The following is a 26,558-nucleotide window of genomic DNA, read 5'->3' as shown; positions in this document are numbered from 1 at the left end:
CCGCTCAGCGGGCCTGCGTCGCGAGGATCTTGAGCGCGAAGGTGCCGAAGAGACCGGCGAAAGCATAGTCCATGCCGCGCAGGAGGCGTGGACGCGTCTTGAGGCCCGCGAGCACCCGGTCGGCGGCGAGGATCATGGCGATGCCGAGCGGAATCGAGAAGGCGACGAAATAGAGGCCGAGGAACAGGAGCTTGGCCGCGGCGTGCGGATCGCTCGTCGCGACGAACTGCGGCAGGAACGTCACGAAGAACAGAACGACCTTCGGGTTCGTCAGGTTGATGCCGACGCCGACCAGAAAGGTCCCGCCGAAGGAGACCTCCTCGCGCTTTCCCTGCCGCAGGTTGAGGGCCGAGCCGTGGCGCACCGCGTCCACCGCCAGCCAGAGCAGATAGAGCGCGCCCACCACCTTGAGCACGGTGAAGGCGGTGGCGGAGGCCGCGAGCAGGGCGGAGAGGCCGAGCGCGGCGAGCAGCGTGTGGATGCAGCAGCCCGCCATGGCGCCGAGCATGGCGGCGATACCGGCCTTGCGGCCGCCCGCGACGGTCTTGGCAAGGAACAGGCTCATGTCCGGCCCCGGTGTCGCGAACAGCACGAGGCAGGCGAGTGAATAGGTCAGCAAGACGGACAGATCGGGCAGGAAGGTCATCGCGGGGCACTGAAAAGGGGACGGAAGCGCCGCACCATGACTCGAACGCGCGCCGGGCGCCACCGCCTTCGGCGGTTCCGCGGCGCCGATCCTGTCCACCTCGCGTCGGCGCTCCGGACCGAATGCTGCTTCGCAGGGCCGTGCATCGGCCTTAGCATCCCCGCCATGCGCGCTGCGCGCCTTTCCGGAGGATGTCCATGGCCTCACGTCCGCCCCGCCTCCTCACCGCCATCCTCGCCGCGGGCCTCGCCCTTGCGCCCCTCGCAGTCCGCGCGCAGGGGGCCCCGCCCGGCATGCCCGCGGGAGGGCAAGCGATCCTCTCCGACACCGCCCGCCTGCTGCCTGTCGTCGCCAGGAACGGCATGGTGGTGTCGCAGGAGGCCGAGGCGACGCGTGTCGGCGTGGACATCCTGAGGCGCGGCGGCAATGCGGTCGATGCAGCGGTCGCGGTGGGCTTCGCCCTCGCCGTGACGCTGCCCCGCGCCGGCAATCTCGGCGGGGGCGGCTTCATGCTGGTGCATCGTGCCGGCAAGGACGGGCGGCCGGGCGAAACGATCGCCATCGACTACCGTGAGACCGCCCCCGCCGAGGCAACGCGGGACATGTTCCTCGACGCCAGCGGCGAGCCGGACCCGAAAAAGTCGCGCGATTCGGGGCTTGCCGTCGGCGTGCCCGGCACGGTGCGCGGCCTCGCGCTCGCTCTCGAGAAATACGGCTCCGGCAAGTTCACCCTCGCCGATCTCGTGGCGCCGGCCGAAAGGCTCGCCCGCGAAGGCATCGCGGTGGAGGAGGACCTCGCCGATTCGCTGCCGCACGCGACTGGGCGCCTCGGCCGCGATCCGGCCACCGCCGCGATCTTCCTCAAGGAGGGCCGCCCCTTTGCCCGGGGCGAGCGCCTCGTCCAGAGCGATCTCGCCGGAACCCTCGCCGCCATCGCAGCGAGGGGGCCAGACGCCTTCTACACCGGCCCTATCGCGGAGAAGATCGCGGCCTCCGTCAAGGCGGCCGGCGGCGTCATGACCGCGGCTGATCTTGCCGCCTACAGGCCGGTGCTGCGCCGCCCGGTCACGGGCAGATACCGAGGCTATGAGGTCGTTTCCATGCCGCCGCCAAGCTCGGGCGGCGTCCATCTCGTCGAAATCCTCAACATCCTCGAAGGCTTCGACATGAAGGCCCTCGGCGCGGGCTCCGCCGACGCGATGCACCTGCTCGCCGAGGCGATGAAGCCCGCCTATGCCGACCGCGCGGCCTGGCTCGGCGATCCCGAGCGCGTCAAGGTGCCCGCGAAGGGCCTGACCGCCAAGGCCTATGCCGAGACCCTGCGCGCCGCCATCGACATGAGGCGCGCCCGGCCGGCCGAGGAGATCAGGGCCGGCGATCCGCTGCCCTACGAGAGCGGCCAGACGACGCATTTCTCCGTCGTCGACGCCGAGGGCAATGCCGTCGCCAACACCTATACGCTCAACTTCTCCTACGGCGCCGCTTTCGTCGCCGCCGGCACGGGCGTGCTCCTCAACAACGAGATGGACGACTTCGCGGCAAAGACCGGAGCGCTCAACGCCCACGGCCTCGTCGGCGGCGAGACGAATTCCGTGGCGCCAGGCGCCCGCCCCCTGTCGTCGATGACGCCGACCTTCCTCTTCCGCGACGGCAGGCTTGCGCTCGTCACCGGCAGCCCGGGCGGCAGCCGCATCATTTCCACGGTGCTGCAGGTCATCGTCAACGTCGTCGACTTCGACATGAACCTCGCCGAGGCCGTGACCGCCCCGCGCCTGCACCACCAATGGCGCCCCGACACGCTCCTCGTGGAGACGGGCTTCTCGCCCGATGCGCTGCGGCTCCTGCGCGAGCGCGGCCACAAGGTGGTGGTCGGCTCGACCTCCGGCTCGGCGAGCTCGATCCTCGTCACACCGGAGGGGCTGATGGGCGCGGCCGACCCTCGCCAGCGCGGCACGCTCGCCGCCGGCCACTGACCGGGCGCGCGGGCGAGCCGTTTCTTGCGGCTCGCCCGGGACGTCGTCCTCGTCTAATCTCCGGCACCGTACAGATCTCGCCTCATTCCGCGTGCAGGGACGGGGCATCGTCCGCTCACAGCCAAGGGGGCCCTCATGCTGTTCTTCGCCCGCGCCCGCGCGGTCTTGCTCGCCGCCGGTCTCGGTCTTCTCGTCTCGGCCTGCGGGATCAACAACGTTCCCACCTACGAGGAAAAGGCGAAGGCTGCGTGGAGCGAAGTGCAGAATCAGTATCAGCGGCGCTCCGACCTCATTCCCAATCTCGTCGAGACGGTGAAGGGCTACGCCGCCCAGGAGCGCGAGGTTCTGACCCAGGTGACCGAGGCCCGCGCCAGGGCGAGCCAGGTGAAGGTCGACGCCTCCACCGTCACCGATCCGACCAGGTTCAAGGAATTCCAGGACGCACAGAACAGCCTGACCGGCGCCCTCGGGCGGCTGCTCGTCACGGTCGAGCGCTATCCCGACCTGAAGTCGAACCAGAACTTCCTCGCCCTGCAGTCGCAGCTCGAGGGCACCGAGAACCGCATTGCCGTGGCGCGGCGCGACTACATCGAGGCCGTGCGCATCTTCAACACGGAGCTGCGGACCATTCCGGGCCGCTGGATCGCGGCGGTCCTCTATCCCTCTGCGAGGCCCATGGAGACCTTCACGGCCCCACCCGATTCGCAGCGTCCGCCCCAGGTCAAGTTCTGAGCCCCGGGGAGAGCCTGATGCCCATGCGGATCGCAGGGCCGGTCATCCCCCGATCCGCTGCCTTCGAGCGGTTATTCGCGGCCCTCCGCCTGTTCGCCGCCTTCGCCTTCCTCGCCGCTGCCGCGGTTCCGGCCCTCCCGGCCGATCCGGCCTTTCCGCCGCTCACCGGCCGCGTCGTCGATGCCGCCAGCCTTCTCGCCGATGAGGCGCGCGCACGGATCGCGGCCAAGCTCGAGGCACACGAAGGCAAGACCAGCGACCAGATCGTCGTCGCCACCGTTCCGGGCCTCGGCGACCTCTCCGTCGAGGAGTATGCCAACCGCCTCTTCCGCCGCTGGGCGCTCGGCGCCAAGGACAAGAACAATGGCGTCCTGCTCCTCGTTGCGCCGCGAGAGCGGAAAGTGCGCATCGAGGTCGGCTACGGCCTCGAAGGCGCCCTCACGGACGCCCTGTCCAAGGTCATCATCACGACGGCGATCGCCCCGCGCTTCAAGCAGGGCGACTTTGCCGGCGGCATCGAAGCCGGCGTTGACGCCATCGCCGCCATCCTCACCGGCGACGCCGAGGAATGGCAGCGCCGGGCCACCGTGCGCACCGAGGAGTCGGGCGGCCTCGCCGATATCCTTGTTCTCGCGGCCCTGATCTTCGTCCTCGCCATCATTGTCGTGGTCATGCTGCGCACGACCTGGTCCGGGCGGCGCGCCGTGCGCTACCACCGCACCCGCGGCGGGCACTGGATCGCCCTGCCCGGGCCGACGGACCGGGGCGGATCATCGGGTGGCTGGTTGGGCGGAGGCTGGTCCGCCGGATCGTCGGGCGGGGGAGGCTTTTCCGGCGGCGGAGGTTCCTCCGGCGGGGGCGGCGCTTCGGGGGACTGGTGACATGCTCGATTCGGCCGACAGGGAGCGTATAGCCAGGGCGATCGCCGAGGCGGAGGCGCGAACCGCGGGCGAGATCGTCTGCGTCGTGGCGCGGGCGGCGGGCGACTATCGCACCGTGCCGCTCGTCTTCGCCCTGCTCGTCGGCCTCGCCCTGCCGCTGCCGCTCCTCTTTCTCACGGGCTTCAGCGCCCAGCGCATCCAGCTCGTCGCGCTCCTCGCCGCAGGCCTTTGCGCCCTCCTCTTCTCGCTCCCGGCGCTGCGCCTGCGCCTCGTGCCCCGCGCCGTCAGGCGGCGGCGCGCGCACGATGCCGCCTGCCGCGAGTTCCTCGCCCGCGGCCTGACGCGCACGCGCGACCGAACCGGCGTGCTCATCTTCGTCGCCGCGGCGGAACGCTATGCCGAGGTGATCGCCGACGAAGGCATCGCGTGCCGTGTGGAGGCTCGCGTCTGGCGCGAGGCGATCGAGGTCCTGGTCACAGCCCTCGCGGACGGACGCCCGGCCGACGGCCTCGTTGCCGCCGTCGGCATCGTCGGGCGTGTGCTCGCCGAACATGCGCCGCCGCGCACCGACGATGTCGACGAGATGCCGAGCCGGGTGTTTCTGATCTGATGCGGGCCGGCCTACAGGCCGGGCCCCTTGGCCGCCCCGAGGATCGGACCGACGGCCCCGCCGCCGTTCGACTGCAGGATGATGACGTAGCCTTCGGCCCAGGCCGGTCGCGCCATCGCGATGGGCATCTCGAAGGCCAGGGGCTCGCCCTTCCATTCGGCCATGCGGACAATGCGTCGCACGACATTCGTGTAGGTCACCCTGAGGTCCTTGTTCTCGCCCTCGTGGATGCTGACGGCGCGTTTCTTGACCACCGGCAGGAGCCAGAGGGTGCCGGACTTCTGCACCCCGTCCGGCGCCGCCCCGACCTCGACCTTGAGTGCGGTCGGCGTCTCGTCGAGCGTGATGGACACCGACAGGGCGCCGAGGCGCCCGCGCGTCGCAACCGCCGATTCCTCGATCGCATTGCGATCCGACCCGACGACGTGCGCCAGGCCGTTGACGACGATCTGCGGCGTATAGATCTGCCCATCGCCGCGGGCGGCGGCATAAGCGCGCTGGCGCGCGCTGAAGGCTGCCTCGGCGAGGGTGTCCTTCCAGCCGAGATAGTCCCAATAGGTGACGGGCAGGGTCAGCGCGACGACGGCGGGATCCTGCGCCAATTCGGCGAGCAGCGCATCGGCGGGCGGGGAGGCCGAGCAGCCCTGGCTGGTGAACAGCTCCACGACCGCCCGCGGCGTCTCGGCCGCGGCAACCGCGGTCGGCGCGACCAGCGCCAAGGCGAGAGTGAGAAAGGCGGCACGACGGGACATGGCGACGAGTGGCAGCGATCGAACCCGACCGACGGGGCGCGACTCAATCGCAAAGCCAGGTCAATCGGAAGTCACGTTGGCTTGAGCGGTGCATGATGCGCTGCCGGCAGCGGGCGGCACGCGCCAGCGCCGGTGCATCCACAGCCATTGTTCGGGATGCTCCCGCACCCAGCCCTCGACAACCGCGGTCATGGCACGCATGGCGCCTTCCACGTCGATCTCGCCATTCGCATCGCGCGGCAGCGCGATGGGCGGGGTGAGCTCCAGCCTGAAGCGCAGATTGGGCAGGCGCACGACCCGCACGCCGTGCACCGGGCAGTCGAAGCGGCGCGCGAACTTGGCGAGGATCGGGTTCGTCTTCGCCGGGCGGCCGAAGAAGGGCACGGTGACGCCCCGGGTGAAATGCTGGTCGATGAGCATGCCGAGATGGCCGCCCTTCTCCAGCACGCTCTGCATGGCGAAGGCGGCCCCCTGGCGCGCCGCCTCGAGCCCGCCCATGGTGCCGCTGCGCACCTCGTGCACGGCGCGCGCCACCGCGCGCGTGTTCGGCGCGCGGAAGACGGCCGTCGCATCGAGCCCGTAGCGCGCCGCGCAGATCGCCGGCAGCTCCCAGTTGGCGAGGTGGGAGGAGAAGATGATGCCGGGCTTGCCGTCGTCCTTCAGCGCGATGAAATGCTCGATCCCCTCGACCTCGACGCGCGCATCGGGCTGCGGGTTGAAATAGTCGTAGTCGAAAAGCGTGCCGAGATGGGCATATTCGGCGCCCGTGCGGCCGAGGTTTTCCCAGGCCCCGAGGGCAATCGCCCTCCGCTCCGCCTCGCTCTTTTCCGGGAAGGCCGCGCGCAGATTGTCGAGGGCGACGCGATGGACCGGCAGGAGCGGGCCGATGAAGCGTGCGAGCGCGCCGCCGAGATTGCTGGCGCGCTCCGGGCCGAGCGCCCGAAGGAGCGCGAAGACGCCCCGCACCACCCCCACCATCGCGATTTCCGCGACGCCGGATGCAACGCGCATCACGCCGTTGCGCAACGATGCGAAGCCTTTTGACGCCAAACGTTCCGCTCCCCGACGGGCGCGGTCCGTCCGCTCCGTCCCTTCCGAGTTCGTCGATCCGCTAAATCGGCAAAGTGCCGGTGAAGGTCAAGACCGGCGCGCTCAGAAGCGGACGACGACTTTGCCGAAGACCTTGCGGCCTTCGAGTCGCTCGAGCCCCTTCTCGAAGTCAACGAGCGGAAAGACCGAGTCGATCACCGGCGTCATGCCCGCCGCCATCTTGTCGAGCGACTGCGCGATGTTGCGCATGGAGCAGCCGAAGGAGCCGAAGATGCGGTACTGCTGCTGGAAAAGCTGCATCAGGTTCATGGTCGTCGACACGCCGGAGGTCGAGCCGCAGGTGACGAGCCGTCCGCCGCGCTTGAGGCACAGGAGGCTGCCGTTCCAGGTGTCGGCACCCACGTGTTCGAAGACCACGTCCACGCCCTTGCGCTTCGTCAGCTTGCGCACCTCACCCTCGAAGCGCTCGGTGCGGTAGTTGATGACGTGGTCGGCGCCCAGCGCCTTGGCCTTCGCCGCCTTCTCGTCGTCGCCCACCGTGGTGTAGACGGTGCAGCCCATGGCCTTGGCCATCTTGATCGCCGCAGTGCCGATGCCCGAACCGCCCGCGTGCACCAGGATCGATTCCCCGGGTTCCAGACGGGCGTTGTCGAACAGCATGTGCTGCACGGTGCCGAAGCCGATGGGCGCGCAGGCCGCGTCCTCGCAGGACACGCCCGCCGGCACCGGAATGACGAGCCGCTCCGGCCGGTTGATGAGCTCGCGCGCGAAACCGTCAACGTGGAAGCCCAGAATGCCGGCGACGTTCTCGCACAGATTGTCGCGCCCCTCGCGGCAGGCCCGGCAATGGCCGCAGGTCTCGGCGCCGTACATGGTGACGGGATCGCCGGCCTTGAAGCGCGTGACGCCAGGCCCCACGGCGACCACCTCGCCCGAGGCCTCGACACCCGCCACCTGCGGCATCTTGCGCTTGGCGAAGGCCATGCCGCGGAAGCCCCAGACGTCGAGGTAATTGAGGGCGATCGCTCTGACGCGGATCTGCACCTCGCCCTCGGCGGGCGGCGGCGGCGCCTCGATGTCCGTCAGGCGCAGGTCACGGTCGCCGAAGAGTTGCAGGGCTCGCATGGATCCTCGTCCCAGATGTCTGTGCGGTGCCGGTTGGCGAACGGCCGGCCCTTCGCCGAACCGGCCTCCGCTTCGGCGGCAGAAGCTTGAAAGGTCAGCGATGCACGCCGATCTGCGCCGTCAGGCCGCCGTCGATCGGCAGCACGGCGCCGGTCACGTAGGCCGCCGGCGGGCTCATGAGGAAGGCGACAAGGCCCGCGACCTCCGCCGGATCGGCGAAGCGCCCGGCCGGTATCTGCTTCTCCATCGCCGCACGATAGGCGGCATAGGGCGCCATCATGTCCGTGGCGATGAAGCCCGGCGCCACGTAGTTCACCGTGATGCCGCGCTTGCCGGTCTCGACCGCGAGCGTGCGGATATAGCTGAGCAGCGCCCCCTTGGAGGCGGCGTAGGCCGCGTTGCCGGGGTTGCCCTGCAGCGCCGCCACCGAGCCGATGACGACAATGCGACCCTCGCGCGCCCGCAGCATGTTGCGCATGAGGCTCTTGGCGAGACGCGTCAGCGACCAGAAGTTCACCTGCATGGCGGCTTCGGCCTTGTCCTGCGCCATCATGGCGGCGAGCGCGTCGTAGGGCTGCCCGGCGTTGTGCACGAGGCCGAAGTAGCTCTCAGCCTCGCGCCCGTCGCAGAAGGCGTCGAGTGCCACCTTGTCAGCGAGATCGAGCGACAGGGCGCGCACTGCCCGGCCGGCATGCGCGGCCTTCAGTTCGTCGACGAGCGCCCCGGCCGCCGCGGCCGAGGAGCGGTAGGTGAAGTCCACGTCGAAGCCGGCGGCGAGCAGGCTCCGGACGATCTCGGCGCCGACGCCCTTCGCCCCGCCGGTGACCAGGATGCGTTTCGCCTCGCTCATCAGACGGGCTCCGCCGTGAAGACGAGACAGGTGTTCTGCCCGCCGAAGCCGAAGGAATTGGACAGCACGCGACCGACCCGCGCATCCCGCGCCTTGTTGGGCACGACGTCGAGCGTGATGGCGGGATCCGGCACGTTGTAGTTGATCGTCGGCGGGATGCGCCCCTCGGCGATGGTGAGCAGCGAGAACACCGCCTCCACCGCACCCGCCGCCGTCAGCGTGTGGCCGATCATGGACTTGTTGGAGGAGATCGGCACGGAGGCCATGCGTTCGCCCATCACGGCCGCGCAGGAGAGCGATTCCATCTTGTCGTTCTCGGGCGTGCTCGTGCCGTGGGCGTTGATGTAGTCGATATCGTCCGGCGTGAGGCCGGCATCGGCGATGGCCTCGCGGATGGCGGCGATCGCGGGCGCTCCGTCCGGGCTCGAGCGCGTGCGATGGAAGCCGTCGCCCTTCTCGCCGCAGCCGAGGACGAAGCCGAGGATCGTGGCACCGCGCGCCAGCGCGTGCTCATAGTCCTCGAGCACGAGGGCGGCCGCGCCCTCGCCCATGACGAAGCCGTCGCGATTCTTGGAGAAGGGCTTCGCCGCTCCCTCCGGCGGGTCATTCTGGGTGGAGAGCGCCGAGAGAAGCGAGAAGCGGATGAGCGACTCGGGATTGACCGAACCGTCCGTGCCGATGGCGAGCGCCGCCCTCATCTCCCCGCGACGGATCGCCTCGACGCCGAGCTGGATCGCCGTGGCCCCGGAGGAGCAGGCGGTCGACAGCGAGATCGGCGAGCCCTTGGTGCCGAAGCGCTCGGCGATGTGGTCAGCCACGGTGCCGAAGAGGAAGAGCTCGTGCCACGCCTTGAAGCGGCCGGAGCCAGCCCCTCTCAGGAGTTCGGCGTAGGTCACATCGCCGTCCGTGCCGGCTGCGGCGGCCAGCGCCTCGCGCTGCGGCCATTCCATCTCCACCGGGGGCACGGCGATGAAGAGGGCGCCGGGAAAATCGCCCGCCGAGCCGATCGCCGCCTGGCCGACGGCCTCCTCCGCCGCCAGCGTCGCCATGCGTTCCGAGAGCGTCGGCGCGCAGAAGGGCTCGGCCGGCACGAAGTCCACGGTGCCGGCGATGGTCGTGCGCAGGCCGTCGGTGGCGAAGCGCTCGATGCGATGGATGCCCGAGCGGCCCGCGGTGATCGCCGCCCAGTTGTCGGCCTTGCCCTGGCCGAGAGAGGTGACGACGCCCATCCCCGTCACGGCGACGAGGGGGCGCCCAAGCTTGTCACGGTGCGGTGCCATGGTCCTCACCCCCTTCACGCCTTGCCGAGGAACGCGAGCCCCTCGCCGCGGACGTGGCCGACGCTGGTCACGACCGCCTCCGCGACCACGCTCCGCCCGAGCGCCGCGGCCGCGAGCGCGAGCCCCGCCGGGAACTGGGCCTCCAGCATATTGCCGAAGAGCTCGTTGGTGGCGTACACCGCGGCGTCCGGAGCGAGCGCCGCGAGCGCCGAACGCTCCTCTTCGGTGAGCCCGGCGACGCCGGACGCACCCGAGAAGACCGCCCCCGCTTCGTCGGAGAAACCGTCCGCGATGCTGCGCCAGAGCGCCGTGAGCGAGCGCTCCGTCGCGCCCGGGCCGCGGCGCACCTGGTCGGCGGCGACGCCGCGCAGCACGGCGATGGGCCTGGCGCCGCGCTTCTCGGCGTGGTCGCGCGCCTCGAAGACGAGGAAGGCGGCGCCGGAGCCGGGAATGAAGCCGCCTCCCGCCGCGGGCCGGTCCCACACGGGGACGAAGCCGTTCTTCCACAGGAAGCCACCCATCTCGTAGATGAGCAGCACGTCCGGCCGCTCGGCGTTGTAGGCGCCGCCGACGAGGAAGATGTCGCCCTGGTCCGCGGCGATGCGCTCAGCGGCGATGCGCACGGCGTCGACCCCGGCCTGCTCCTCGCCCATGAAGGTGCGCGAGGCGCCGGTGACGCCGTGGACGATGGAGATGTTGCCGGCGAGCAGGTTGGAGAGCTGGGCGAGGAAGAGCGTCGGCCTCAGGTCGCTCATCAGCCGCTCGTTGAGGAAGGCGCCCGGTGCCGGGCTCTTCGGCAGGCCGGAGAGGATCTGCCCGTCCACCGCATAGTCGCGCTCGCCGCCGCCGGCGGCGACGATGAGGTGCATGCGGCCGAGGAGTTCCCTGTCCTCCTTCACCCCGGCGTCGGCGAGCGCCAGCCCCGCCGCATAGACGCCGAGCCGCTGCCAGGGCTCCATCTGCCGCTGGTCGGCCTTCTTCGGGATCTGCCGGTCCCATTCCAGCGGCACGACCGGATGCACCGCGTAGGGGGCAAAGCTCTCGCTGTCCACCTTCGCCCGGGCCTCCCCGGCAAGCGCGGCGAGATGCGGCTCGATCCCCTCGCCCAGGTTGGACACGAGGCCGATGCCGGTGATCCAGACTTCACGCGTCGTCATCGTCAGGCAGCCTCCAGCATCAGGCCGAGGCTCTCGGCCTGTTCGCGCATGCGAGCCGACAGGCCGTCGGGGAAGGGCAGCATGCGGAACATGAGCTCCGCGTCGCAGATCGCCTTGCCGTCGCTGCGGATCTTCGCCTTGGTCACGGCATAGCCGGAGCCCTGGTGCACGAGTTCCGCCGTGATGGCGAGCGGCGCGCCCGGGCCCACGAAGGAGCGGAACTTCGCCTTCTCGACGCCGGCGAGAAAGGGCATGTGCGAAAAGCGGCACAGGCCGAGGATGAGATAGCCGGACGCCTGCGCCATGGTCTCGGTCAGGAGCACGCCGGGCATCAGCGGGTGACCCGGGAAGTGCCCCTCGAATACGGGGCTCTCCCCGGGGACGGTCGACTGGGCTTCGAGCCGCGCTGCGGCCTCGTCGAAGGCCGCCACACGATCGATCATCTGGAAATATTCGAGACGCATAGGCAGGGTCTGGAAATAGGTGGCGGGCCGCCCCCGGCGGTTCGGCCCGACGGATGGCTCTCCCATGCGTCGCGGCGATGCCGGGAGACCGCCCGCGCCATCATCGCATCATTCGGCGGCCGGCAGGATCGCCGGGCCCTCAGGCCACCTTCGCGGAGACGAGCTCGTCGATCCGCGCGCAGAGGTTCTTCAGCACGAAATACTGCTCGGCCGGGACCTTGCCCTCGTTCACCTCCTGCGTCCACTGCTCCAGCGGCAGCTTGATGCCGAAGGCCTTGTCGATGGCGAAGGCAATGTCGAGGAAGGCGAGCGAATCCACGCCGAGGTCATCGATGGCGTGGCTCTCGGGCGTGATCTGGTCGCGCGGGATGTCGCACGTTTCCGAGATGATGTTGGCGACGGTCTCGAAGGTGGACGCCATCGCGTCAGTCTCCTGTCCTGGGTTGATCGCAGCACGACGACGGCCCCTGCATGGATGGGCGCCCCGTCATCCACCGCGCCGGGTCCGTGAAAGGAGCTTCCTATACATGAGCGCCCGCGGTTGTCCAACCGCGGGCGCCCTTCGATCGCATGCCGCCCGGGCCCGGCGCCCGGGTCGCAACGGGCCCGTCAGGCCGCGAGCTGGCGCAGCACGTACTGCAGGATACCGCGGTTCTTGAAGTACTCGAGCTCGTCGAGCGTATCGATGCGGCAGACGAGCGGCACCTGCTTCACCGAGCCGTCGGCGAAGGTGATCTCCGCGGTGAGCTTCTGGCGCGGCTTCAGCTCCCCGGCGATGCCGCGGATCGTCACCGTCTCATCGCCCTTGAGCCCGAGCGTCTGCCAGGAGGTGCCCTCCTCGAAGACGAGCGGCACGACGCCCATGCCGACGAGATTGGAGCGGTGGATGCGCTCGAAGCTCTGGGCGATGACGGCGCGCACGCCGAGGAGGTTCGTGCCCTTGGCCGCCCAGTCGCGCGACGAGCCGGTGCCGTACTCCCTGCCGGCGAAGACGACGAGGGGCACGCCCTCGGCCTTGTACTTCATCGCCGCGTCGTAGATCGGCATGCGCTCGCCGTCCGGCCAGTGCAGGGTGAAGCCACCCTCGACGACGTTCCCCGCCTCGTCCTTCACCATCTGGTTCTTGATGCGGATGTTGGCGAAGGTGCCCCGCATCATGACCTCGTGGTTGCCGCGGCGCGTGCCGTACTGGTTGAAGTCCGCCACGGCGACGCCGTTGTCGATCAGATACTTGCCGGCCGGGCTCGCGGCCTTGATCGATCCCGCCGGGGAGATGTGGTCGGTCGTGATCGAATCGAGGAAGAGGCCGAGGACGCGCGCGCGCACGATATCGGTGAGCGGCGTCGCCTGCTTGCCCATGTCGACGAAATAGGGCGGATTCGCCACATAGGTCGACTTGGCGTCCCAGGCGTAGGTCTGGCCCGTGGGGGCGTCGATCTTGCGCCAGTTCTCGTCGCCCTTGAACACGTCGGCGTATTTCGTCCGGAACATCTCGTTGGAGATGTAGGTGTCGATGAAGGACTGAATCTCCTTCGGCGACGGCCAGATGTCCTTGAGATAGACCGGCTTGCCGTCCTTGTCCGTGCCGATGGGCTCGGTGGTCAGATCCACCTGCATCGAGCCCGCGAGCGCATAGGCGACGACGAGCGGCGGCGAGGCGAGGTAGTTCGCCTTCACGTCCGGATTGACGCGGCCCTCGAAGTTGCGGTTGCCCGAAAGCACCGCCGCGGCCACGAGGTCGGCCTCGTTGACCGTCTTCGAGATCGGCGCCTCGAGCGGCCCGGAGTTGCCGATGCAGGTCGTGCAGCCGAAGCCGACGAGGTTGAAGCCCATGGCATCGAGATCGGCCTGCAGGCCGGACTTGGTGAGATATTCCGCCACCACCTGCGAACCGGGCGCGAGCGAGGTCTTCACCCACGGCTTGGGCTTGAGGCCCTTCTCCCGCGCCTTGCGGGCCAGGAGGCCGGCGCCGATGAGCACGCTGGGGTTGGAGGTGTTGGTGCAGGAGGTGATCGCGGCGATGACGACGGCGCCGTGGCCTATCTCGAACGTATCGCCGCGCGTATTGGAGGACGGCGCCTTCTTGGCGGCCTCGCCAGGCTTCTTGAACTCGCCCTCGAGGGCGGCGAGGAAGCCGGCCTTGGCGTCGGCGAGTGTCACCCGGTCCTGCGGGCGCTTCGGCCCGGCGAGGGAGGGCACCACGTCGCCGAGGTCGAGCTCGAGCGTGTCGGTGAACACCGGATCGGGCGTGCCCGCCTCGCGGAACATGCCCTGTGCCTTGGCATAGGCCTCGACGAGGGCGATGCGCTGCGGATCGCGCCCGGTCTTGTCGAGGTAGCGCAGCGTCTCGGCGTCGACGGGGAAGAAGCCGCAGGTCGCGCCGTATTCCGGCGCCATGTTGGCGATCGTCGCCTTGTCCTCGAGCGTCATGCGGCCGAGGCCTTCACCGAAGAACTCGACGAACTTGCCCACCACACCCTTCTTGCGCAGCATCTGCGTCACGGTCAGCACCAGGTCGGTGGCGGTGACGCCTTCCTTGAGCCGGCCTGTGAGCTTGAAGCCGACGACCTCGGGGATGAGCATGGAGAGCGGCTGGCCGAGCATGGCGGCCTCCGCCTCGATGCCGCCCACGCCCCAGCCGAGCACGCCGAGGCCGTTGACCATGGTCGTGTGCGAATCAGTACCGACGAGCGTGTCGGGATAGGCGGTCGCCCCGCCGTTCTCGTCCCTCGTCCACACCGTCTGGGCGAGATATTCCAGGTTCACCTGGTGGCAGATGCCCGTCCCGGGCGGCACGACGCGGAAATTGTCGAAGGCCGTCTGGCCCCATTTCAGGAAGCGGTAGCGCTCCTGGTTCTGCTCGTACTCGCGCTTCACGTTCTGGGCGAGCGAGGAGGCCGAGCCGAAGAAGTCGACGACCACCGAATGGTCGATGACGAGGTCGACGGGCACGAGCGGATTGATGCGCGTCGGGTCGCCGCCGAGCTGCTTCATGGCGTCGCGCATGGCGGCGAGATCGACCACCGCCGGCACGCCGGTGAAGTCCTGCATGAGCACGCGCGCCGGGCGGAAGGCGATCTCGCGCTCGGCCTTGCCCTTGTTCACGAGCCAGTCCTTCACCGCGACGATATCGTCCTTGGTGACGGAGCGGCCGTCCTCGAAGCGCAGCAGGTTCTCGAGCAGCACCTTCATCGAGAAGGGCAGGCCCGCGATGCCGGAAAGGCCGTTCTTCTCGGCCTCGACGAGGGAGTAGTAGGTGTAGGATTTGCCGTTGACGGTGAGCGTCTTGCGGCTCTTGAAGCTGTCGATGGTCGACACGTGCGGATTCCCTCACATCAGAAAGATCGAACTTGCGTTCGTTCGGCCGATGCGCGAAGCGCGCGCGCCGCTCCGGGGGCGCCCGGGGGATCCGCGCGAAAAAGGCGCGCGGCGCAGCCGCCGCTCATATAGATAATTTCGGCGCGGCCCGCTAGACGAACGATACTCGTTCTAAAGAGCAGCGGCACCGGCGCGGGCATTCATCGGGGGGCAGGGACGACATCGTGCGGATCGTGGCCGACAATCTCGCCTGCCGGCGTTCCGAGCGGCTGATCTTCGCCAACCTGTCCTTCACCCTCGCCGACGGGCAGGCGCTGGTCGTCACCGGCCGCAACGGCGCCGGCAAGTCGAGCCTGCTCGCCATCCTGGCGGCGCGCCTGCGCCCGGAAGCGGGCAACGTGCGGGTCGAGGGGGCCGGGGAAGCGCCGCTCACCGAGCTCGTCAATTTCGTCGGCCACCGCGATGGCCTGAAGAGCGCCCTGACGGCCGAGGAGAACCTCGCCTTCGCCCGCGCCATCCTCGGCCGCGCCGCCCTCACGCCGAAGGAGGCGCTGGCGCGGGTCGGCCTCGAACACGCCGCCCGCCTGCCGGTCGCCTATCTCTCGGCCGGCCAGCGGCGACGTGTCGGACTCGCCCGCCTCTTCGTCTCGGCCAGGCCCGTCTGGCTCCTCGACGAACCGACGTCGGCCCTCGACGCCGCCTCGCAGGAGGCGCTCGGCGTCGCGATGCGCGACCATCTCGCCGCCGGCGGCCTCATCATCGCCGCGACGCATGCGCCCCTCGGCCTCGACGGCGCAGCGACGCTGCGCATCGAGCGTCCCGTACTGGCGGCCGATGCCGGAGAAGCGGCATGACCCGGGCGCTCGCCGCGCTCCTGGTGCGCGACCTGAAGCTCGCGGGCCGCATTGGCGGTTCGGGGGCGCTCGGTCTCGGCTTCTTCGTCATGCTGGTGACGGTCGTGCCCTTCGCGCTGGGGCCAGACCTGAACCTGCTGGCGCGCATCGGCCCGGCGATTCTCTGGCTCGCCGCGGTGCTCGCCACCCTCATTGGCCTCGACCGCCTGTTCCAGGCCGACGAGGAGGACGGCTCGCTCGATCTCCTCATGCATGCCGAGGCGCCGCTCGAGCTGATCGTCGTGGTGAAGGGCTTTGCCCACTGGCTGACCACGGGCCTGCCGCTCGCGCTCTGCGCGCCCTTCCTCGGGCTGCTGATCGCCTTGACGCCCGAAGCCATGCTCGCCGTATCGGCGACGCTCCTCGTCGGCACGCCGGCGCTCACCTTCATCGGCGGGGTGGGCGCGGCGCTGACCGCCACCATGCGCCGCGGCGGCCTGCTTCTCTCCGTCCTCGTGCTGCCGCTCATGGTCCCGACGCTCATCTTCGGCGTGTCGGCGGCGAATGCGGCGACGGGCGGCACCATCCCCTTCCTCACCCCCTTCCTGATCCTGATCGCGCTCTCTCTTCTCGCGATCGTGATCGGCACGGTGGCTGCTGCTGCGGCACTGCGACACGGAAGCTAGCCCACGCCACATTGCCGCCACGGAAATCGCTCGTTAGATCAGGCCGCATGTGGAGCCTTGCCAACCCGACCCGTTTCATGGCGCTTGCCGGCAGAATTCTGCCCTGGCTCGCGGCGGCGTCGGCCGTGCTCTTGGCGGCGGGGCTCTATCTCGCCTTCTTCGTCGCGCCCGCCGACTATCAGCAGGGCGAGACGGTGCGCATCATGTTCATCCATGTGCCGACGGCCTGGCTCGGGCTCTTCTTCTACACGCTCATGAGCCTGTCCGCGGTCGGCACGCTGGTCTGGCGCCACCCCCTCGCCGACGTCTCGCAGAAGGCGGCCGCGCCCATCGGGGCGGCCTTCACCTTCGTCTGTCTCGTGACCGGCGCGCTCTGGGGCAAGCCCATGTGGGGCACCTGGTGGGTGTGGGACGCGCGGCTGACCTCGATGCTGGTGCTGCTCCTCATGTATCTCGGCGTCATGGCCATGTGGCGCACGGTGGAGGATCCGGGCCGGGCGGCGCGCGCGGTGTCGATCCTCACCCTCGTCGGCTTCGTCAACGTGCCGATCGTCAAGTTCTCGGTAGACTGGTGGAACACGCTGCATCAGCCGGCCTCGGTCTTCCGCCTCGGCGGACCGACGATCCATGCCTCGATGCTGTGGCCGCTCCTCGTCATGGCCCTTGCCTTCACGCTTCTCTCCGCGGCGCTGCATCTCGCCGGCATGCGCACCGAAATCCTGCGCCGGCGCGTGCGCACCCTCTCGATCCTCGAGGCCGAGCGTCTCGACCGGGAGGCCGCCTGATGGGTACAGCACATCAAGGTTTCATCGTGGCGTCCTACGCGATCACGGCGCTCGTCATCGCCGCGCTGATCCTGCGCGCCCTCATCGACCAGCGCCTGCAGGCGAGGGCGCTCGCCCGTCTCGAGGCGCGCGGCGTGACCCGCCGGTCGCAGGCACGCCCTGCCGGACGCCCGGCGCCCGAAGCCGGCTGAGGTCAGCCCATGTCGTCGCACCCCGATCCCGCCCCGGAACCCGTTTCCCCGGCCCCGGCCGGCGTGCGGGAGGCCCGCCGGACGCGCGGCCGTCTCCTTGTCCTCCTCCCACTCGCCGTCTTCGCCGCGCTCGCCGGGCTCTTCCTCGTGCGGCTCCTCGGAGGCGGCGACGCCTCGCGGGTGCCTTCGGCGCTTATCGGCCGTCCGGTCCCGGACTTCACGCTGCCCGCACTCGACGGCCTGACCAGGGACGGCAGGCCCGTGCCTGGTCTCGCGACGGCGGATCTCAAGGGCGGCGTGACCATTGTCAACGTCTGGGCGTCCTGGTGCGCACCCTGTCGGCAGGAGCATCCGCAATTGATGCAGCTCGCCGGCCAGCCCGGCGTCCGCCTCGTCGGCATCAACTACAAGGACAATCCCGAAAACGCCCGGCGCTTCCTTGGCCAGCTCGGCAATCCCTTCGCGGCGGTGGGCGTCGACCAGAGCGGCCGCGCCGCCATCGACTGGGGCGTCTACGGCATTCCGGAGACTTTCGTCGTCGGCGCCGACGGCACCGTTCGCCACAAGCAGATCGGCCCGCTGACACCCGGGAACATGGCGGCCTTCGTCACGGCGGTCAGCACAGCCGCGCAGGCGAAACCGGCGCAGGCCCGGGCATCCGGGGGGTGACGCGGATCATGACGGCGGAGGCGGCGACGCGCGGGGCGAGCGAGGCAGATCTCCTGCACGAGGCCGACGTCGCGGCCGAGCGGCTCGGCTGCGCGGTGCGCATGGGTGTCGCCCTCGTCCTTCTCATCGCGCTGAAGTACCTCGTCCACCACCGGCCCGGCGAGCTGCCGGACGTGGACGAGCAGATCTTCTATGCCACCATCATGCTCGACGTGCTCCTCGGCACGGGCCTCGTGGTCTTCCTGCTGCTGCGGTCGGGCTGGTGGCGACGGTGGATGGCCTATGCCACGGTCACGGTCGACGCGGCGGTGATCGCGGTGAGCCTGCATCTCGATTTCAAGGTGAGCGGCCTGCCGGGCGATGTCGCCTTCGCCTTCCCGCTGATGACGGCCATTCCGCTGATCCTTGTCGTGCACATGCTGCGGCTGCGGCCCGGCGTGCAGGCCTATGCCACGATCCTCGTGCTGGGTAGCGTGGCTTTCATCGCGGCGCACGCCGGCCATGTCGACCTGTCCGAGCGCACGCGGATCGCGGGCGAGCTCACGCCCCTGTTCGGCTTTCCGCCGAACGTCATGCGTTTCCTCATGCTCCTGCTCGCCGGCGCCACGCTGGTGCTCGCGGCCGCCCGCGGGCGAAGGCTCCTGCACAGGGCGGTCGAGGAGACGACGCGCCGGCTCAATCTCGGCCGCTACCTGCCGGCCGAGCTCGCGTCCGTCATGGCCGCCGGCCGCATGGACGAGCTCAAGACCGGCCGTCGCGCCACGGTGGCGCTCCTCTTCGTCGATATCCGCGATTCGACGACGATGGAGGAGAATCTCGATCCGGCCAAGCTCGCTGCCCTCATGAGCGAGTTCCGCAGCCGCGTCAGCCGGGCGGCGGCAGCTCACCGCGGGGTGGTCGACAAGTTCATCGGCGACGGCGCCTTTCTCGTTTTCGGCGTCCCGGAAGCGGCGGCCGACGACGCCGCGCGCGCCATCGGCTGCGGCAAGGCCATCATCGCGTCGCTCGCGAGCTGGAACGACATGCGCCGCCGGGCCGGCGAGGAGCCCATTCGCGTCGGCATCGGCATCCACGCCGGCGAGGCCTTCGTCGGCGCTGTCGGCGACGACGCCCGGCTCGAATTCACGGTGCTGGGCGATGCCGTCAACGTCGCCTGCCGGCTCGAACAGGCGACGAAGGAACATGCCGTGCCGCTCATCGTATCGCGCGACGCCCTGGTGGTGGCGGGAGAAGATCCCGCGGCCTGGGACTGCCTCGGCAGCCAGCGTCTGCGCGGCCGGCCGCTCCCCGTCGAGATCTACGCGCCGGCCTCGTCGCCGGAGCTCGTGACCTCGTCCGTGGCCACGGCGTAGCGCATCAGGAGTGGCGTCTGCGCCAAGGCGAAGGCGAAGGTCAGCGGCATGATGCCGAAGACCTTGAAGCTCACCCAGAAATCGGTCGTTTGCGTGCGCCAGACGATCTCGTTGAGGAGCGCGAGCGCGAAGAAGAACAGGCCCCAGCGCAGGGTGAGCTTTCTCCATCCGGTCTCGGTGAGCTGGAAGACGCTGTCGAGCACCAGCGACAGCAGCGACCGGCCGAAGACGAGCCCGCCGAGAAGCACGGAGCCGAAGAGCGCGTTGACGATGGTCGGCTTCAGCTTGATGAAGTGGTCGTCCTGCAGGGCGATGGTCAGCGTGCCGAAGACGAGGACGACCGCGCCCGAGACGAGCGGCATGATCGCCAGCTTGCGCACGAGCCGGTAGTGCAGGGCGAGCGCGACGAAGGTCGCGACCATGAACACGGCGGTGGCCGTGAAGATGCCCGCCCGGCCGTCGACCAGCAGGCCGGCCGGCATGACGAGGCGCATCAGGGGCTCGAACAGGGCGGGCCTGGCATTGGCCACGAAGAACAGGCCGAGCGGGCCGAGCTCCAGCGCGAGCTTCGCAGCGGGCGACAAGTGCCTGTCCTCGGGGTCATGCTGGTCCTTGGGGTGACGGTCCTTCGTGCTCACTGGTCCAGCCCCGCGATGGCGTGCGCGAAATCCCGGGCGGCAAAGGGCTCCAGGTCGTCGACCGCCTCGCCGATGCCGATGAAGTGCACGGGCAGGCCGAACTTGGCGGCGATGGCGACGAGGATGCCGCCGCGCGCCGTGCCGTCGAGCTTGGTCATGACGAGGCCGGTGACGCCGGCTGTCTTGCCGAAGATCTCCACCTGGCTGACGGCGTTCTGCCCGGTGGTGGCGTCGAGAACGAGGAGCACGGCGTGCGGCGCGCTCTCGTCGAGCTTCTTCATGACGCGCACGACCTTCTCGAGCTCGGCCATGAGGCCGGCCTTGTTCTGCAGGCGCCCGGCCGTGTCGACGAGGAGCACGTCGGCGCCCGTGGCCTGCGCCTGCTGCAGGGCGTCGAAGGCGAGCCCTGCCGCATCCGCCCCCTGCTCGCGTGCGACGACCTGCGATTTCGTGCGCGCACCCCAGACCTTGAGCTGCTCGATGGCGGCGGCACGGAAGGTGTCGCCGGCGGCAAGCATCACCGACTTGCCTTCGGCGCGGAACTTGGCGGCGAGCTTGCCGATGGTCGTCGTCTTGCCCGAGCCGTTGACGCCCACCATCAGGATGACGAAAGGCTTGCGCGCGCCGTCCACGACGAGCGGCCGCGCCACCGGGGCAAGCACGTTCTCCACCTCCGCGGCGAGCACACGCTTCACCTCCTCCGGGTCGATCGCCTTGTCGTAGCGCCCCTTGCCGACCGCCTCGGTGATGCGGGCGGCGGTGTCGAGGCCGAGGTCCGCCTGGATGAGGATGTCCTCGAGCTCCTCCAGGGTCGTGGCGTCGAGCTTGCGCTTGGTGAAGAGCTCGGTGATCCCCGTGCCGATGGAGGACGAGGTGCGGAAGAGCCCTGCCTTGAGACGCTGCCACCAATTGAGCCGTCGCGCGGCCTGGACGGGCGCCGCAGGCGCGGCCTCCACAGCCGCTTCGGAGGGGGCCTGAGCCGGCACGGGCTCTGCCGCCGCCTCCTCGGGCCTGCGGCCGAAGAGACGTGCCAGAACGCCTCGCTTCTCCTTCTCGCTCTCGCTCATCACCGCTCCGTCGCCCGCATCCGCGCGGCCCGTCGTCCGATCCTTCGCCGCTCTTGCCTCGCGCGACGGCTCTCGATAGCCCGAAGCGCATGAGCGAGGAAGAGATGCCGGAAGACATAGTGCGTCGCGTGCTCTATCGCGACGGCCTCATGATCGTCATCGACAAGCCCGCCGGCCTGCCCGTGCATCGTGGCCCGAAAGGCGGCGAGACGCTGACCGACCATCTCGACGCCCTGCGCTTCGGCCTGCCGCGGGCGCCCGAACTCGCCCACCGCCTCGACCGCGAGACCTCGGGCTGCCTCGTCCTCGGCCGCCACCGCAAGGCGCTCGACCGGCTTGGCCGCCTGTTCGAGGGCAACGCCATCGAGAAGATCTACTGGGCCGTGGTTGAGGGCGGGCCTGCGGACGAACAGGGCGCGATCGACCTCGCACTCGCCCCGCGCGACCCCGACCGCGGCTGGTGGATGAAGGCTGATCCCGCCGGCCGGCCGGCCCTCACCCGCTGGCAGGTCCTCGGCCGCGCCCCCGGCTTCACCTGGCTCGCGCTCGAACCCGTCACCGGCCGCACGCACCAGTTGCGCGTGCATTGCGCGGCGATGGGCTTTCCCATCATCGGCGACGCCGTCTACGGCACCGCGCCCCGCTTCGGCGGGCCGGACCTGCATCTGCATGCCCGCAGCATCGCCGTGCCGCTCTATCCGAGGCGCGAGCCGATCCGCATCGTGGCCCCGGTGCCGGCGCACATGCGCGAAAGGCTCGCCCTGTGCGGCTGGGGTGAAACGTCGACGCCCGTCGCGTGACGGGCGGCCCCCGGTCAAGGTCGCCCGGGCTTCAGGCGGCAAGAAGATGCCGCCCGTCCTGACCCGCGATGGTCACCTCGACGATCTCCGCCGGCTGGACCGGGTGCGGGAAACGCACCAGCGCGAAGCCCTCGGTGCGGGCGAGGCCCGTATACTCGGTCAGCACCCGCCGCCGCTGCCCCACCTCGCCGGCGAGATGGCGGCGAAGGGCCGCCTCGCCCGCGGCGCGCAGGCGCTGCGCCCTCTCCTTCACCACCTCCCGCGGCACCTGCGGCATGCGCGCCGCCGGCGTCCCCGGTCGCGGCGAGAAGGGGAAGGCGTGCAGATGCACGATGCCGCAGTCCTCGACGAGGGCAAGCGAACGGGCGAACATCTCCTCCGTCTCGGTGGGGAAGCCCGCGATGATATCGGCGCCGAAGACCACGTCCGGGCGCAGCCGCCGCACCCGCTCGCAGAAGCGCACCGCATCCTCGCGCGAGTGCCGGCGCTTCATGCGCTTCAGGATCATGTCGTCGCCGGCCTGCAGCGACAGGTGCAGATGCGGCATCAGCCGGCTGTCCGAGGCGAGCGCCTCCAGGAGTTCCTCGTCCGCCTCGACGGAATCGATGGAGGAGAGGCGCAGCCGCTCGAGCCCCGGCGCGTGCTTCAGGATCTGCCCAACGAGCCGGCCGAGCCGCGGCGTGCCGGGCAGGTCGGCGCCGTAGCCCGTGATGTCGACGCCGGTGACCACGACCTCGCGATAGCCGTTGTCGACGAGCCGCACGACCTGGTCGACGACCGCCCCCATGGGCACCGAGCGCGACGGTCCGCGGCCGTAGGGGATGATGCAGAAGGTGCAGCGGTGGTCGCAGCCGTTCTGCACCTGCACGAAGGCGCGCGCCCGCCCCTCGAAGCCGTCGACGAGATGCGGCGCCGTCTCGCGCACCGCCATGATGTCGGAGACGAGCGTCCTTGCGCCGCCCTCCGTGCCGGAGAAGGCGAGCTCGCCCCAGGTCTGCGGCTTCATCTTCTCGGCATTGCCGAGAACCTTGGCCACCTCCGGCATGGCGGCGAAGCTCTGCGGCTCGACCTGCGCCGCGCAGCCCGTGACCACGATCCGCGCCTCGGGGCGCTCGCGGTGGAGGCGGCGGATCGCCTGCCGGGCCTGGCGCGACGCCTCCGCCGTGACGGCGCAGGTGTTGACGATGACGAGCCCGTCCCCGCCGCGGCCGTGGCCGGCAGCCTCGGCGTGGCGCTTCATGGCCTCCGCCTCGTAGGCGTTGAGCCGGCAGCCGAAGGTGAGAACCTCGACGCCCATCACGCCGCGCCCGCGAAAAGCTCCGGTGCGAAGCGGCCTTCCCATTCGAGCTCGACGGGGCCGGTCATCAGCACGTGCCCGTCGCTCTCCCGCCAATCGATGAGAAGGTCGCCTCCGGGCAGGGTCACCCGCACCCGGCGGCCGGTGCGCCCCTTGCGCGCCGCCGCCACCGCCGCCGCGCAGGCGGCCGAGCCGCAGGCGCGCGTGAGGCCGGCGCCGCGCTCCCACACCTTGAGGACGAGGTGCTCCTCGCTCCTGACCTCGGCAAGCGAGATGTTCGCCCGCTCGGGGAAGATGGGATGGTTTTCGAGCAGCGGGCCGATGCGCGCGAGATCATATGCGGAGGCGTCCTCCACCCAGAAGATCGCGTGCGGATTGCCCATGTTGACGACCGAGGGCGAATGCAGGATCGGCGCGTCGATCGGCCCGATCTGCAGCTCGATCATGCGCGTATCCCGGAACTCCTCGGCGAGCGGGATCTCGTCCCACTTCAGCCGCGGCGGCCCCATGTCGACGGTGAAGGTCGTCGCATCCACGCGCCGGCAGGGCAGGAGCCCGGCCCGCGTCTCGAGGGCGAGGCTGTCGCGCGTCCCGTCCTTCAGGAGCGCCCAGGCGACGCAGCGCGTGCCGTTGCCGCAGGCCGCGGATTCCGACCCGTCGGTGTTGTAGATACGCATGAAGGCGTCGGTGCCGGGCGTCTTCGGCGCATGCAGCACCATGAGCTGGTCGAAATGCGAGCGCGCATCGCCGGCGATGGCGCGCGCCTCCGCCGGCGTGACCACGTGGCCCGTCTCCCTGAGGTCGAGCACCACGATCTCGTTACCGAGACCGTTCATCTTGAGAAAGGGCCGGTTGGACAGCGCATTCATGGCACGAAGCGGGTTCGAATGTCCGGCACGGCCCGCCGCAGCCGGCCGCGATGAGGCCGTATATGGGGCAAATCCGCATGAAGCGCGAGTCCGGCGGCGTCGCATCGTCGTCAAGGCGTCATCGGACGCGGATTGAAGAGGTAAAGGCTTCGCCCTTGGGGAAACCACATGCCTCGTCTCCTGCCCGCCGCCGTCTTCGCGGTGGCCCTCGCCAGTCTGCCCGCCCTCGCGGACCAGAGGATCACCATCACGCCGCTGAAGGCGCCCTCGCCGCCGCTCGGCGAGGCAACCTTCCCGAACGGCAGGACGCTCCCGCTCAACATGGGCTACGGCTCGGCCGCCTTCCGCGCGGCCGGCGACCCGGAGGGCGTGATCTGGACGGTCACGGACCGCGGCCCCAACATCGACTGCGGCGAGGCGAAGGAGACCGTCGGCCTGACGGAGAAGGAGCTCTGCGGCGGCGACAGGAACGCCAAGATCTTCCCCCAACCGGCCTTCGTGCCGACCATCCACAAGCTGCAGATCGCGACCGACGGCGCCGTGACGGTGCTCGCGACGCTGCCGCTCAGGGACCGCTCCGGCAGGCCGGTCACCGGCCTGCCCAATCCGCTGAAGGCCGCCAATACCGAGGGTGCGTTCGACACGGGCGGCAAGGCGCTGCCCTTCGATCCCTCCGGTCTCGACAGCGAGGCGCTGGTGCGGCTCGCCGACGGCAGCTTCTGGATTGGCGAGGAATACGGCTCCTCGATCCTCGAAGTGGCACCCGACGGCACGATCCGGCGGCGCCTCGTGCCCAGGGGCATCGACAAGGATCTTTCCGGGGCGGAATACGACGTCGTGCCCGCCCTGCCGGCGATCGTCGCCAAGCGTCAGCTGAACCGCGGCATCGAGAACCTCGCCCTCTCCCCCGACGAGGCCTTTCTCTACGTCCTGATGCAGAGCCCGCTCGCCAACCCCGACGCGGCCGCCTACAGAGCCTCGGCCAATGTGCGCCTGTGGAAGATCGAGCGCGCCTCCGGCACGGTGGTCAGCGAATATGTCTACCGCCTGGACGATCCGGCCACCTTTCGCGCCGACAACGCCGGCAAGGCCCAGAAGCAGAACGACGTTCGCCTGAGCGAGATGGTGGCGGTCGGCCCCGACCGGCTCCTCGTGCTGGAGCGCATCAACAAGACGACGAAGCTCTATCTCGTTGACCTGAGCAGCGGCACGCCCGTTCCCGCCTCCTACGACGAAACGGCGACGATGCCCTCGCTCGAACAGCTCTCCGTCGCCGACCTCGGCAAGGCCGGGATCAGGCCGCTCGCCAAGTCGCTCATCCTCGATTCTGACGACTTCACCGGCTTCCCGGCCAAGGTCGAGGGTCTCGCCCGCCTCTCCGAGCGCGAGCTCATCATGGTGAGCGACAGCGATTTCGGCGTCACGGGCGCGGGAACCGCCATGCTGCGCGTCACCTTTGCCGAGCCGGTGCTGAAGTAGGCACGGCCGAGCGCTGCGCGGGAACCGCCCGGTCGGGACGAGCGGGGCGATTCCCCGCGTCCCGGATCGGCTCTAGTCTCGGACGACCGAGAGCGCCTGATTCGGGGCGCGCAGCTGTTCGGGAGCAAGGAGCATGGCGAGCGTGCGCGGGCGTCGATCGGCGATGAGGGCCCGGCCGTCCGGAGCGCGGCTCCTGCTCGCCGCGGGCCTGATCGCAGCCCTGCCCTGGGCCGGCCTCGCCGCTTCGGCACAAACCGCGCCGGCATCCCCGCCCGCCGACATGAAGCCCGTACCCGTCGAGAGCGCGCCGCTCGCGCCCCCGCCCGGCACGCCGGCGCCTCCGGCCGCCCCGGTGGCAGGCCCGGCGCCCACCGCCGAGACGAAGCCCGTCGAGGCCAAGCCGGCGGAACCGAAACCCTCGGGCGACGCGGCCGGCACGCCCGCCGCACCGCCGGCCGTCGTCTCTCCCCCGGCCGGACCGGCTCCGCCCGCTGCCACGGCCCCCGGGCAGCCCGGCCCCGGCCAGGCGTCCGCCCTGCCGACCCTCGTGCCCGCGCCGGCGGACCCGGCCAATGTCGACGAGGTGATGCTCGCCGCCAAACCTGCCGCCGTGCTCGCCGGCCAGGCGAGCTGGGACGATGGCTTCAAGCAGCTGTTCGAGACCTTCCGCAAGATCGGTGCGGAACTCGACAAGGCCGGCATCAAGGCTGCCGGGCGCCCTGTCACCGTCTTCGTGGAGACCGACGACATGGGCTTCCGCTTCGAGGCGATGGTCCCGATCGAGCGGGCGCCCGAAGGCAGAAGCGAGCTGACCCCGGAGATCCGTTTCGGCAGCACGCCGGCGGGCAAGGCCCTGCGCTTCGTGCACAAGGCGCCCTACGACGAGATCGATTCCACCTACGAGGCGATCACCGCCTATCTCGATGCCAAGGGCATCACGGTGAAGGACGCCTTCATCGAGGAATATGTCACCGAGGTGAAGGAGACCTCCGACGCCTCGCTGGAGATCTATGTCTACGTGCAGCCGAAATAGGCGGCGCGTCCGCAAGCGCCC

Annotated in this window: 27 protein-coding genes; 13 read left to right on the top strand and 14 right to left on the bottom strand. The window is 70.0% G+C overall.

Annotated elements, in window-relative coordinates; translation table 11 throughout:
• Positions 1-4 precede the first annotated feature (4 nt).
• Positions 5-646, bottom strand: coding sequence for a LysE family translocator (locus QNA08_RS16105; RefSeq protein WP_283741748.1), 642 nt, complete (start codon positions 644-646; stop codon positions 5-7).
• A gap of 191 nt (positions 647-837) precedes the next feature.
• On the opposite strand from QNA08_RS16105, the gene ggt reads away from it, so the two are divergent.
• From ggt to QNA08_RS16085, 4 genes are all read left to right on the top strand, one after another.
• The gene (ggt, locus tag QNA08_RS16100) at positions 838-2,619 is read left to right on the top strand and encodes a gamma-glutamyltransferase (RefSeq protein ID WP_422679933.1); all 1,782 of its coding nucleotides are present in this window, start codon (positions 838-840) and stop codon (positions 2,617-2,619) included.
• A 135-nt stretch (positions 2,620-2,754) separates the two neighbouring features.
• Positions 2,755-3,351: a LemA family protein gene (locus QNA08_RS16095; protein WP_283741746.1), complete on the top strand. Its 597-nt coding sequence runs from the start codon at positions 2,755-2,757 to the stop codon at positions 3,349-3,351.
• Positions 3,352-3,368: 17 nt separating this feature from the next.
• Positions 3,369-4,232, top strand: coding sequence for a TPM domain-containing protein (locus QNA08_RS16090; RefSeq protein ID WP_283741745.1), 864 nt, complete (start codon positions 3,369-3,371; stop codon positions 4,230-4,232).
• A 1-nt stretch (position 4,233) separates the two neighbouring features.
• Positions 4,234-4,842, top strand: a complete 609-nt coding sequence (locus tag QNA08_RS16085; protein ID WP_283741744.1) for a TPM domain-containing protein — start codon at positions 4,234-4,236, stop codon at positions 4,840-4,842.
• Positions 4,843-4,853: 11 nt separating this feature from the next.
• On the opposite strand, the gene QNA08_RS16080 is transcribed toward QNA08_RS16085, so the two are convergent.
• The 9 genes from QNA08_RS16080 to acnA all read right to left on the bottom strand — a co-directional run bounded on the left by QNA08_RS16080 (position 4,854) and on the right by acnA (position 14,838).
• Positions 4,854-5,594: a DUF1223 domain-containing protein gene (locus tag QNA08_RS16080; protein WP_283741743.1), complete on the bottom strand. Its 741-nt coding sequence runs from the start codon at positions 5,592-5,594 to the stop codon at positions 4,854-4,856.
• A 60-nt stretch (positions 5,595-5,654) separates the two neighbouring features.
• On the bottom strand, positions 5,655-6,605 hold the full coding sequence (locus QNA08_RS16075) for a lipid A biosynthesis lauroyl acyltransferase (protein WP_283741742.1): 951 nt from the start codon (positions 6,603-6,605) through the stop codon (positions 5,655-5,657).
• A gap of 141 nt (positions 6,606-6,746) precedes the next feature.
• Complete coding sequence (locus QNA08_RS16070; protein WP_283741741.1) at positions 6,747-7,769, bottom strand: zinc-binding dehydrogenase; 1,023 nt, start codon at positions 7,767-7,769, stop codon at positions 6,747-6,749.
• Between the two features lie 94 nt (positions 7,770-7,863).
• Complete coding sequence (locus QNA08_RS16065; protein ID WP_283741740.1) at positions 7,864-8,619, bottom strand: SDR family oxidoreductase; 756 nt, start codon at positions 8,617-8,619, stop codon at positions 7,864-7,866.
• Positions 8,619-9,899, bottom strand: a complete 1,281-nt coding sequence (locus QNA08_RS16060; RefSeq protein ID WP_283741739.1) for a beta-ketoacyl-ACP synthase — start codon at positions 9,897-9,899, stop codon at positions 8,619-8,621. The genes QNA08_RS16065 and QNA08_RS16060 overlap by 1 nt, the downstream gene beginning before the upstream one ends.
• Before the next feature lie 14 nt (positions 9,900-9,913).
• Positions 9,914-11,056 carry a beta-ketoacyl-ACP synthase gene (locus QNA08_RS16055; protein ID WP_283741738.1) on the bottom strand — a complete coding sequence of 381 codons (1,143 nt, stop codon included), beginning with the start codon at positions 11,054-11,056 and terminating at the stop codon, positions 9,914-9,916.
• Positions 11,057-11,058: 2 nt separating this feature from the next.
• On the bottom strand, positions 11,059-11,520 hold the full coding sequence (locus QNA08_RS16050; protein WP_283741785.1) for a 3-hydroxyacyl-ACP dehydratase FabZ family protein: 462 nt from the start codon (positions 11,518-11,520) through the stop codon (positions 11,059-11,061).
• Between the two features lie 139 nt (positions 11,521-11,659).
• Entirely contained in the window at positions 11,660-11,941 is a 282-nt protein-coding gene (locus tag QNA08_RS16045) for an acyl carrier protein (RefSeq protein WP_283741737.1), read from the bottom strand.
• A 188-nt stretch (positions 11,942-12,129) separates the two neighbouring features.
• Positions 12,130-14,838 carry an aconitate hydratase AcnA gene (gene acnA / locus QNA08_RS16040; RefSeq protein ID WP_283741736.1) on the bottom strand — a complete coding sequence of 903 codons (2,709 nt, stop codon included), beginning with the start codon at positions 14,836-14,838 and terminating at the stop codon, positions 12,130-12,132.
• A 224-nt stretch (positions 14,839-15,062) separates the two neighbouring features.
• Between acnA and ccmA the strand changes: the two genes are divergently transcribed.
• Genes ccmA through QNA08_RS16010 form a run of 6 tightly spaced genes read left to right on the top strand, consistent with a single transcriptional unit; the run spans position 15,063 to position 19,354 of the window.
• Positions 15,063-15,692: a heme ABC exporter ATP-binding protein CcmA gene (ccmA, locus tag QNA08_RS16035; protein ID WP_283741735.1), complete on the top strand. Its 630-nt coding sequence runs from the start codon at positions 15,063-15,065 to the stop codon at positions 15,690-15,692.
• Positions 15,689-16,357 carry a heme exporter protein CcmB gene (gene ccmB / locus QNA08_RS16030; RefSeq protein ID WP_283741734.1) on the top strand — a complete coding sequence of 223 codons (669 nt, stop codon included), beginning with the start codon at positions 15,689-15,691 and terminating at the stop codon, positions 16,355-16,357. Before ccmA ends, ccmB begins: the two co-directional genes overlap by 4 nt.
• Positions 16,358-16,404: 47 nt before the next feature.
• A complete protein-coding gene (locus QNA08_RS16025; RefSeq protein WP_283741733.1) occupies positions 16,405-17,142 on the top strand; it encodes a heme ABC transporter permease in 738 nt (245 codons plus the stop codon).
• Positions 17,142-17,333 carry a heme exporter protein CcmD gene (gene ccmD / locus QNA08_RS16020; protein WP_283741732.1) on the top strand — a complete coding sequence of 64 codons (192 nt, stop codon included), beginning with the start codon at positions 17,142-17,144 and terminating at the stop codon, positions 17,331-17,333. The genes QNA08_RS16025 and ccmD overlap by 1 nt, the downstream gene beginning before the upstream one ends.
• A 9-nt stretch (positions 17,334-17,342) precedes the next feature.
• The gene (locus QNA08_RS16015) at positions 17,343-18,002 is read left to right on the top strand and encodes a DsbE family thiol:disulfide interchange protein (RefSeq protein ID WP_283741731.1); all 660 of its coding nucleotides are present in this window, start codon (positions 17,343-17,345) and stop codon (positions 18,000-18,002) included.
• Positions 18,003-18,010: 8 nt separating this feature from the next.
• Positions 18,011-19,354 (top strand): adenylate/guanylate cyclase domain-containing protein, encoded by a 1,344-nt coding sequence (locus tag QNA08_RS16010; protein WP_283741730.1) that lies wholly within the window; start codon positions 18,011-18,013, stop codon positions 19,352-19,354.
• Here the strand turns inward: QNA08_RS16010 and QNA08_RS16005 are convergent.
• Together QNA08_RS16005 and ftsY are read right to left on the bottom strand one after the other, a co-directional pair.
• Positions 19,300-19,938 (bottom strand): septation protein A, encoded by a 639-nt coding sequence (locus tag QNA08_RS16005; protein WP_283741729.1) that lies wholly within the window; start codon positions 19,936-19,938, stop codon positions 19,300-19,302. The genes QNA08_RS16010 and QNA08_RS16005 overlap by 55 nt on opposite strands.
• Before the next feature lie 50 nt (positions 19,939-19,988).
• Positions 19,989-21,059 carry a signal recognition particle-docking protein FtsY gene (gene ftsY / locus QNA08_RS16000; RefSeq protein ID WP_283741728.1) on the bottom strand — a complete coding sequence of 357 codons (1,071 nt, stop codon included), beginning with the start codon at positions 21,057-21,059 and terminating at the stop codon, positions 19,989-19,991.
• 89 nt (positions 21,060-21,148) lie between these two features.
• On the opposite strand from ftsY, the gene QNA08_RS15995 reads away from it, so the two are divergent.
• Complete coding sequence (locus QNA08_RS15995; protein ID WP_283741727.1) at positions 21,149-21,859, top strand: RluA family pseudouridine synthase; 711 nt, start codon at positions 21,149-21,151, stop codon at positions 21,857-21,859.
• 31 nt (positions 21,860-21,890) lie between these two features.
• Here the strand turns inward: QNA08_RS15995 and mtaB are convergent, their stop codons facing one another.
• Both mtaB and dapF read right to left on the bottom strand, forming a co-directional pair.
• Positions 21,891-23,156 (bottom strand): tRNA (N(6)-L-threonylcarbamoyladenosine(37)-C(2))-methylthiotransferase MtaB, encoded by a 1,266-nt coding sequence (mtaB, locus tag QNA08_RS15990; RefSeq protein ID WP_283741726.1) that lies wholly within the window; start codon positions 23,154-23,156, stop codon positions 21,891-21,893.
• Complete coding sequence (gene dapF, locus QNA08_RS15985) at positions 23,156-24,025, bottom strand: diaminopimelate epimerase (RefSeq protein WP_283741725.1); 870 nt, start codon at positions 24,023-24,025, stop codon at positions 23,156-23,158. The genes mtaB and dapF overlap by 1 nt, the downstream gene beginning before the upstream one ends.
• Positions 24,026-24,193: 168 nt before the next feature.
• Between dapF and QNA08_RS15980 the strand changes: the two genes are divergently transcribed.
• Both QNA08_RS15980 and QNA08_RS15975 read left to right on the top strand, forming a co-directional pair.
• On the top strand, positions 24,194-25,504 hold the full coding sequence (locus QNA08_RS15980) for an esterase-like activity of phytase family protein (RefSeq protein WP_283741724.1): 1,311 nt from the start codon (positions 24,194-24,196) through the stop codon (positions 25,502-25,504).
• Positions 25,505-25,637: 133 nt separating this feature from the next.
• Entirely contained in the window at positions 25,638-26,537 is a 900-nt protein-coding gene (locus tag QNA08_RS15975) for a GyrI-like domain-containing protein (RefSeq protein WP_283741723.1), read from the top strand.
• The last annotated feature ends 21 nt before the right edge of the window (positions 26,538-26,558 follow it).

The organism is Chelatococcus albus (genome assembly GCF_030067675.1).
GTDB classification, from domain to species: domain Bacteria; phylum Pseudomonadota; class Alphaproteobacteria; order Rhizobiales; family Beijerinckiaceae; genus Chelatococcus_A; species Chelatococcus_A albus.
The sequence above is the reverse complement of the archived record's forward strand: the minus strand, read 5'-3'. Positions and strand labels throughout refer to the sequence as shown.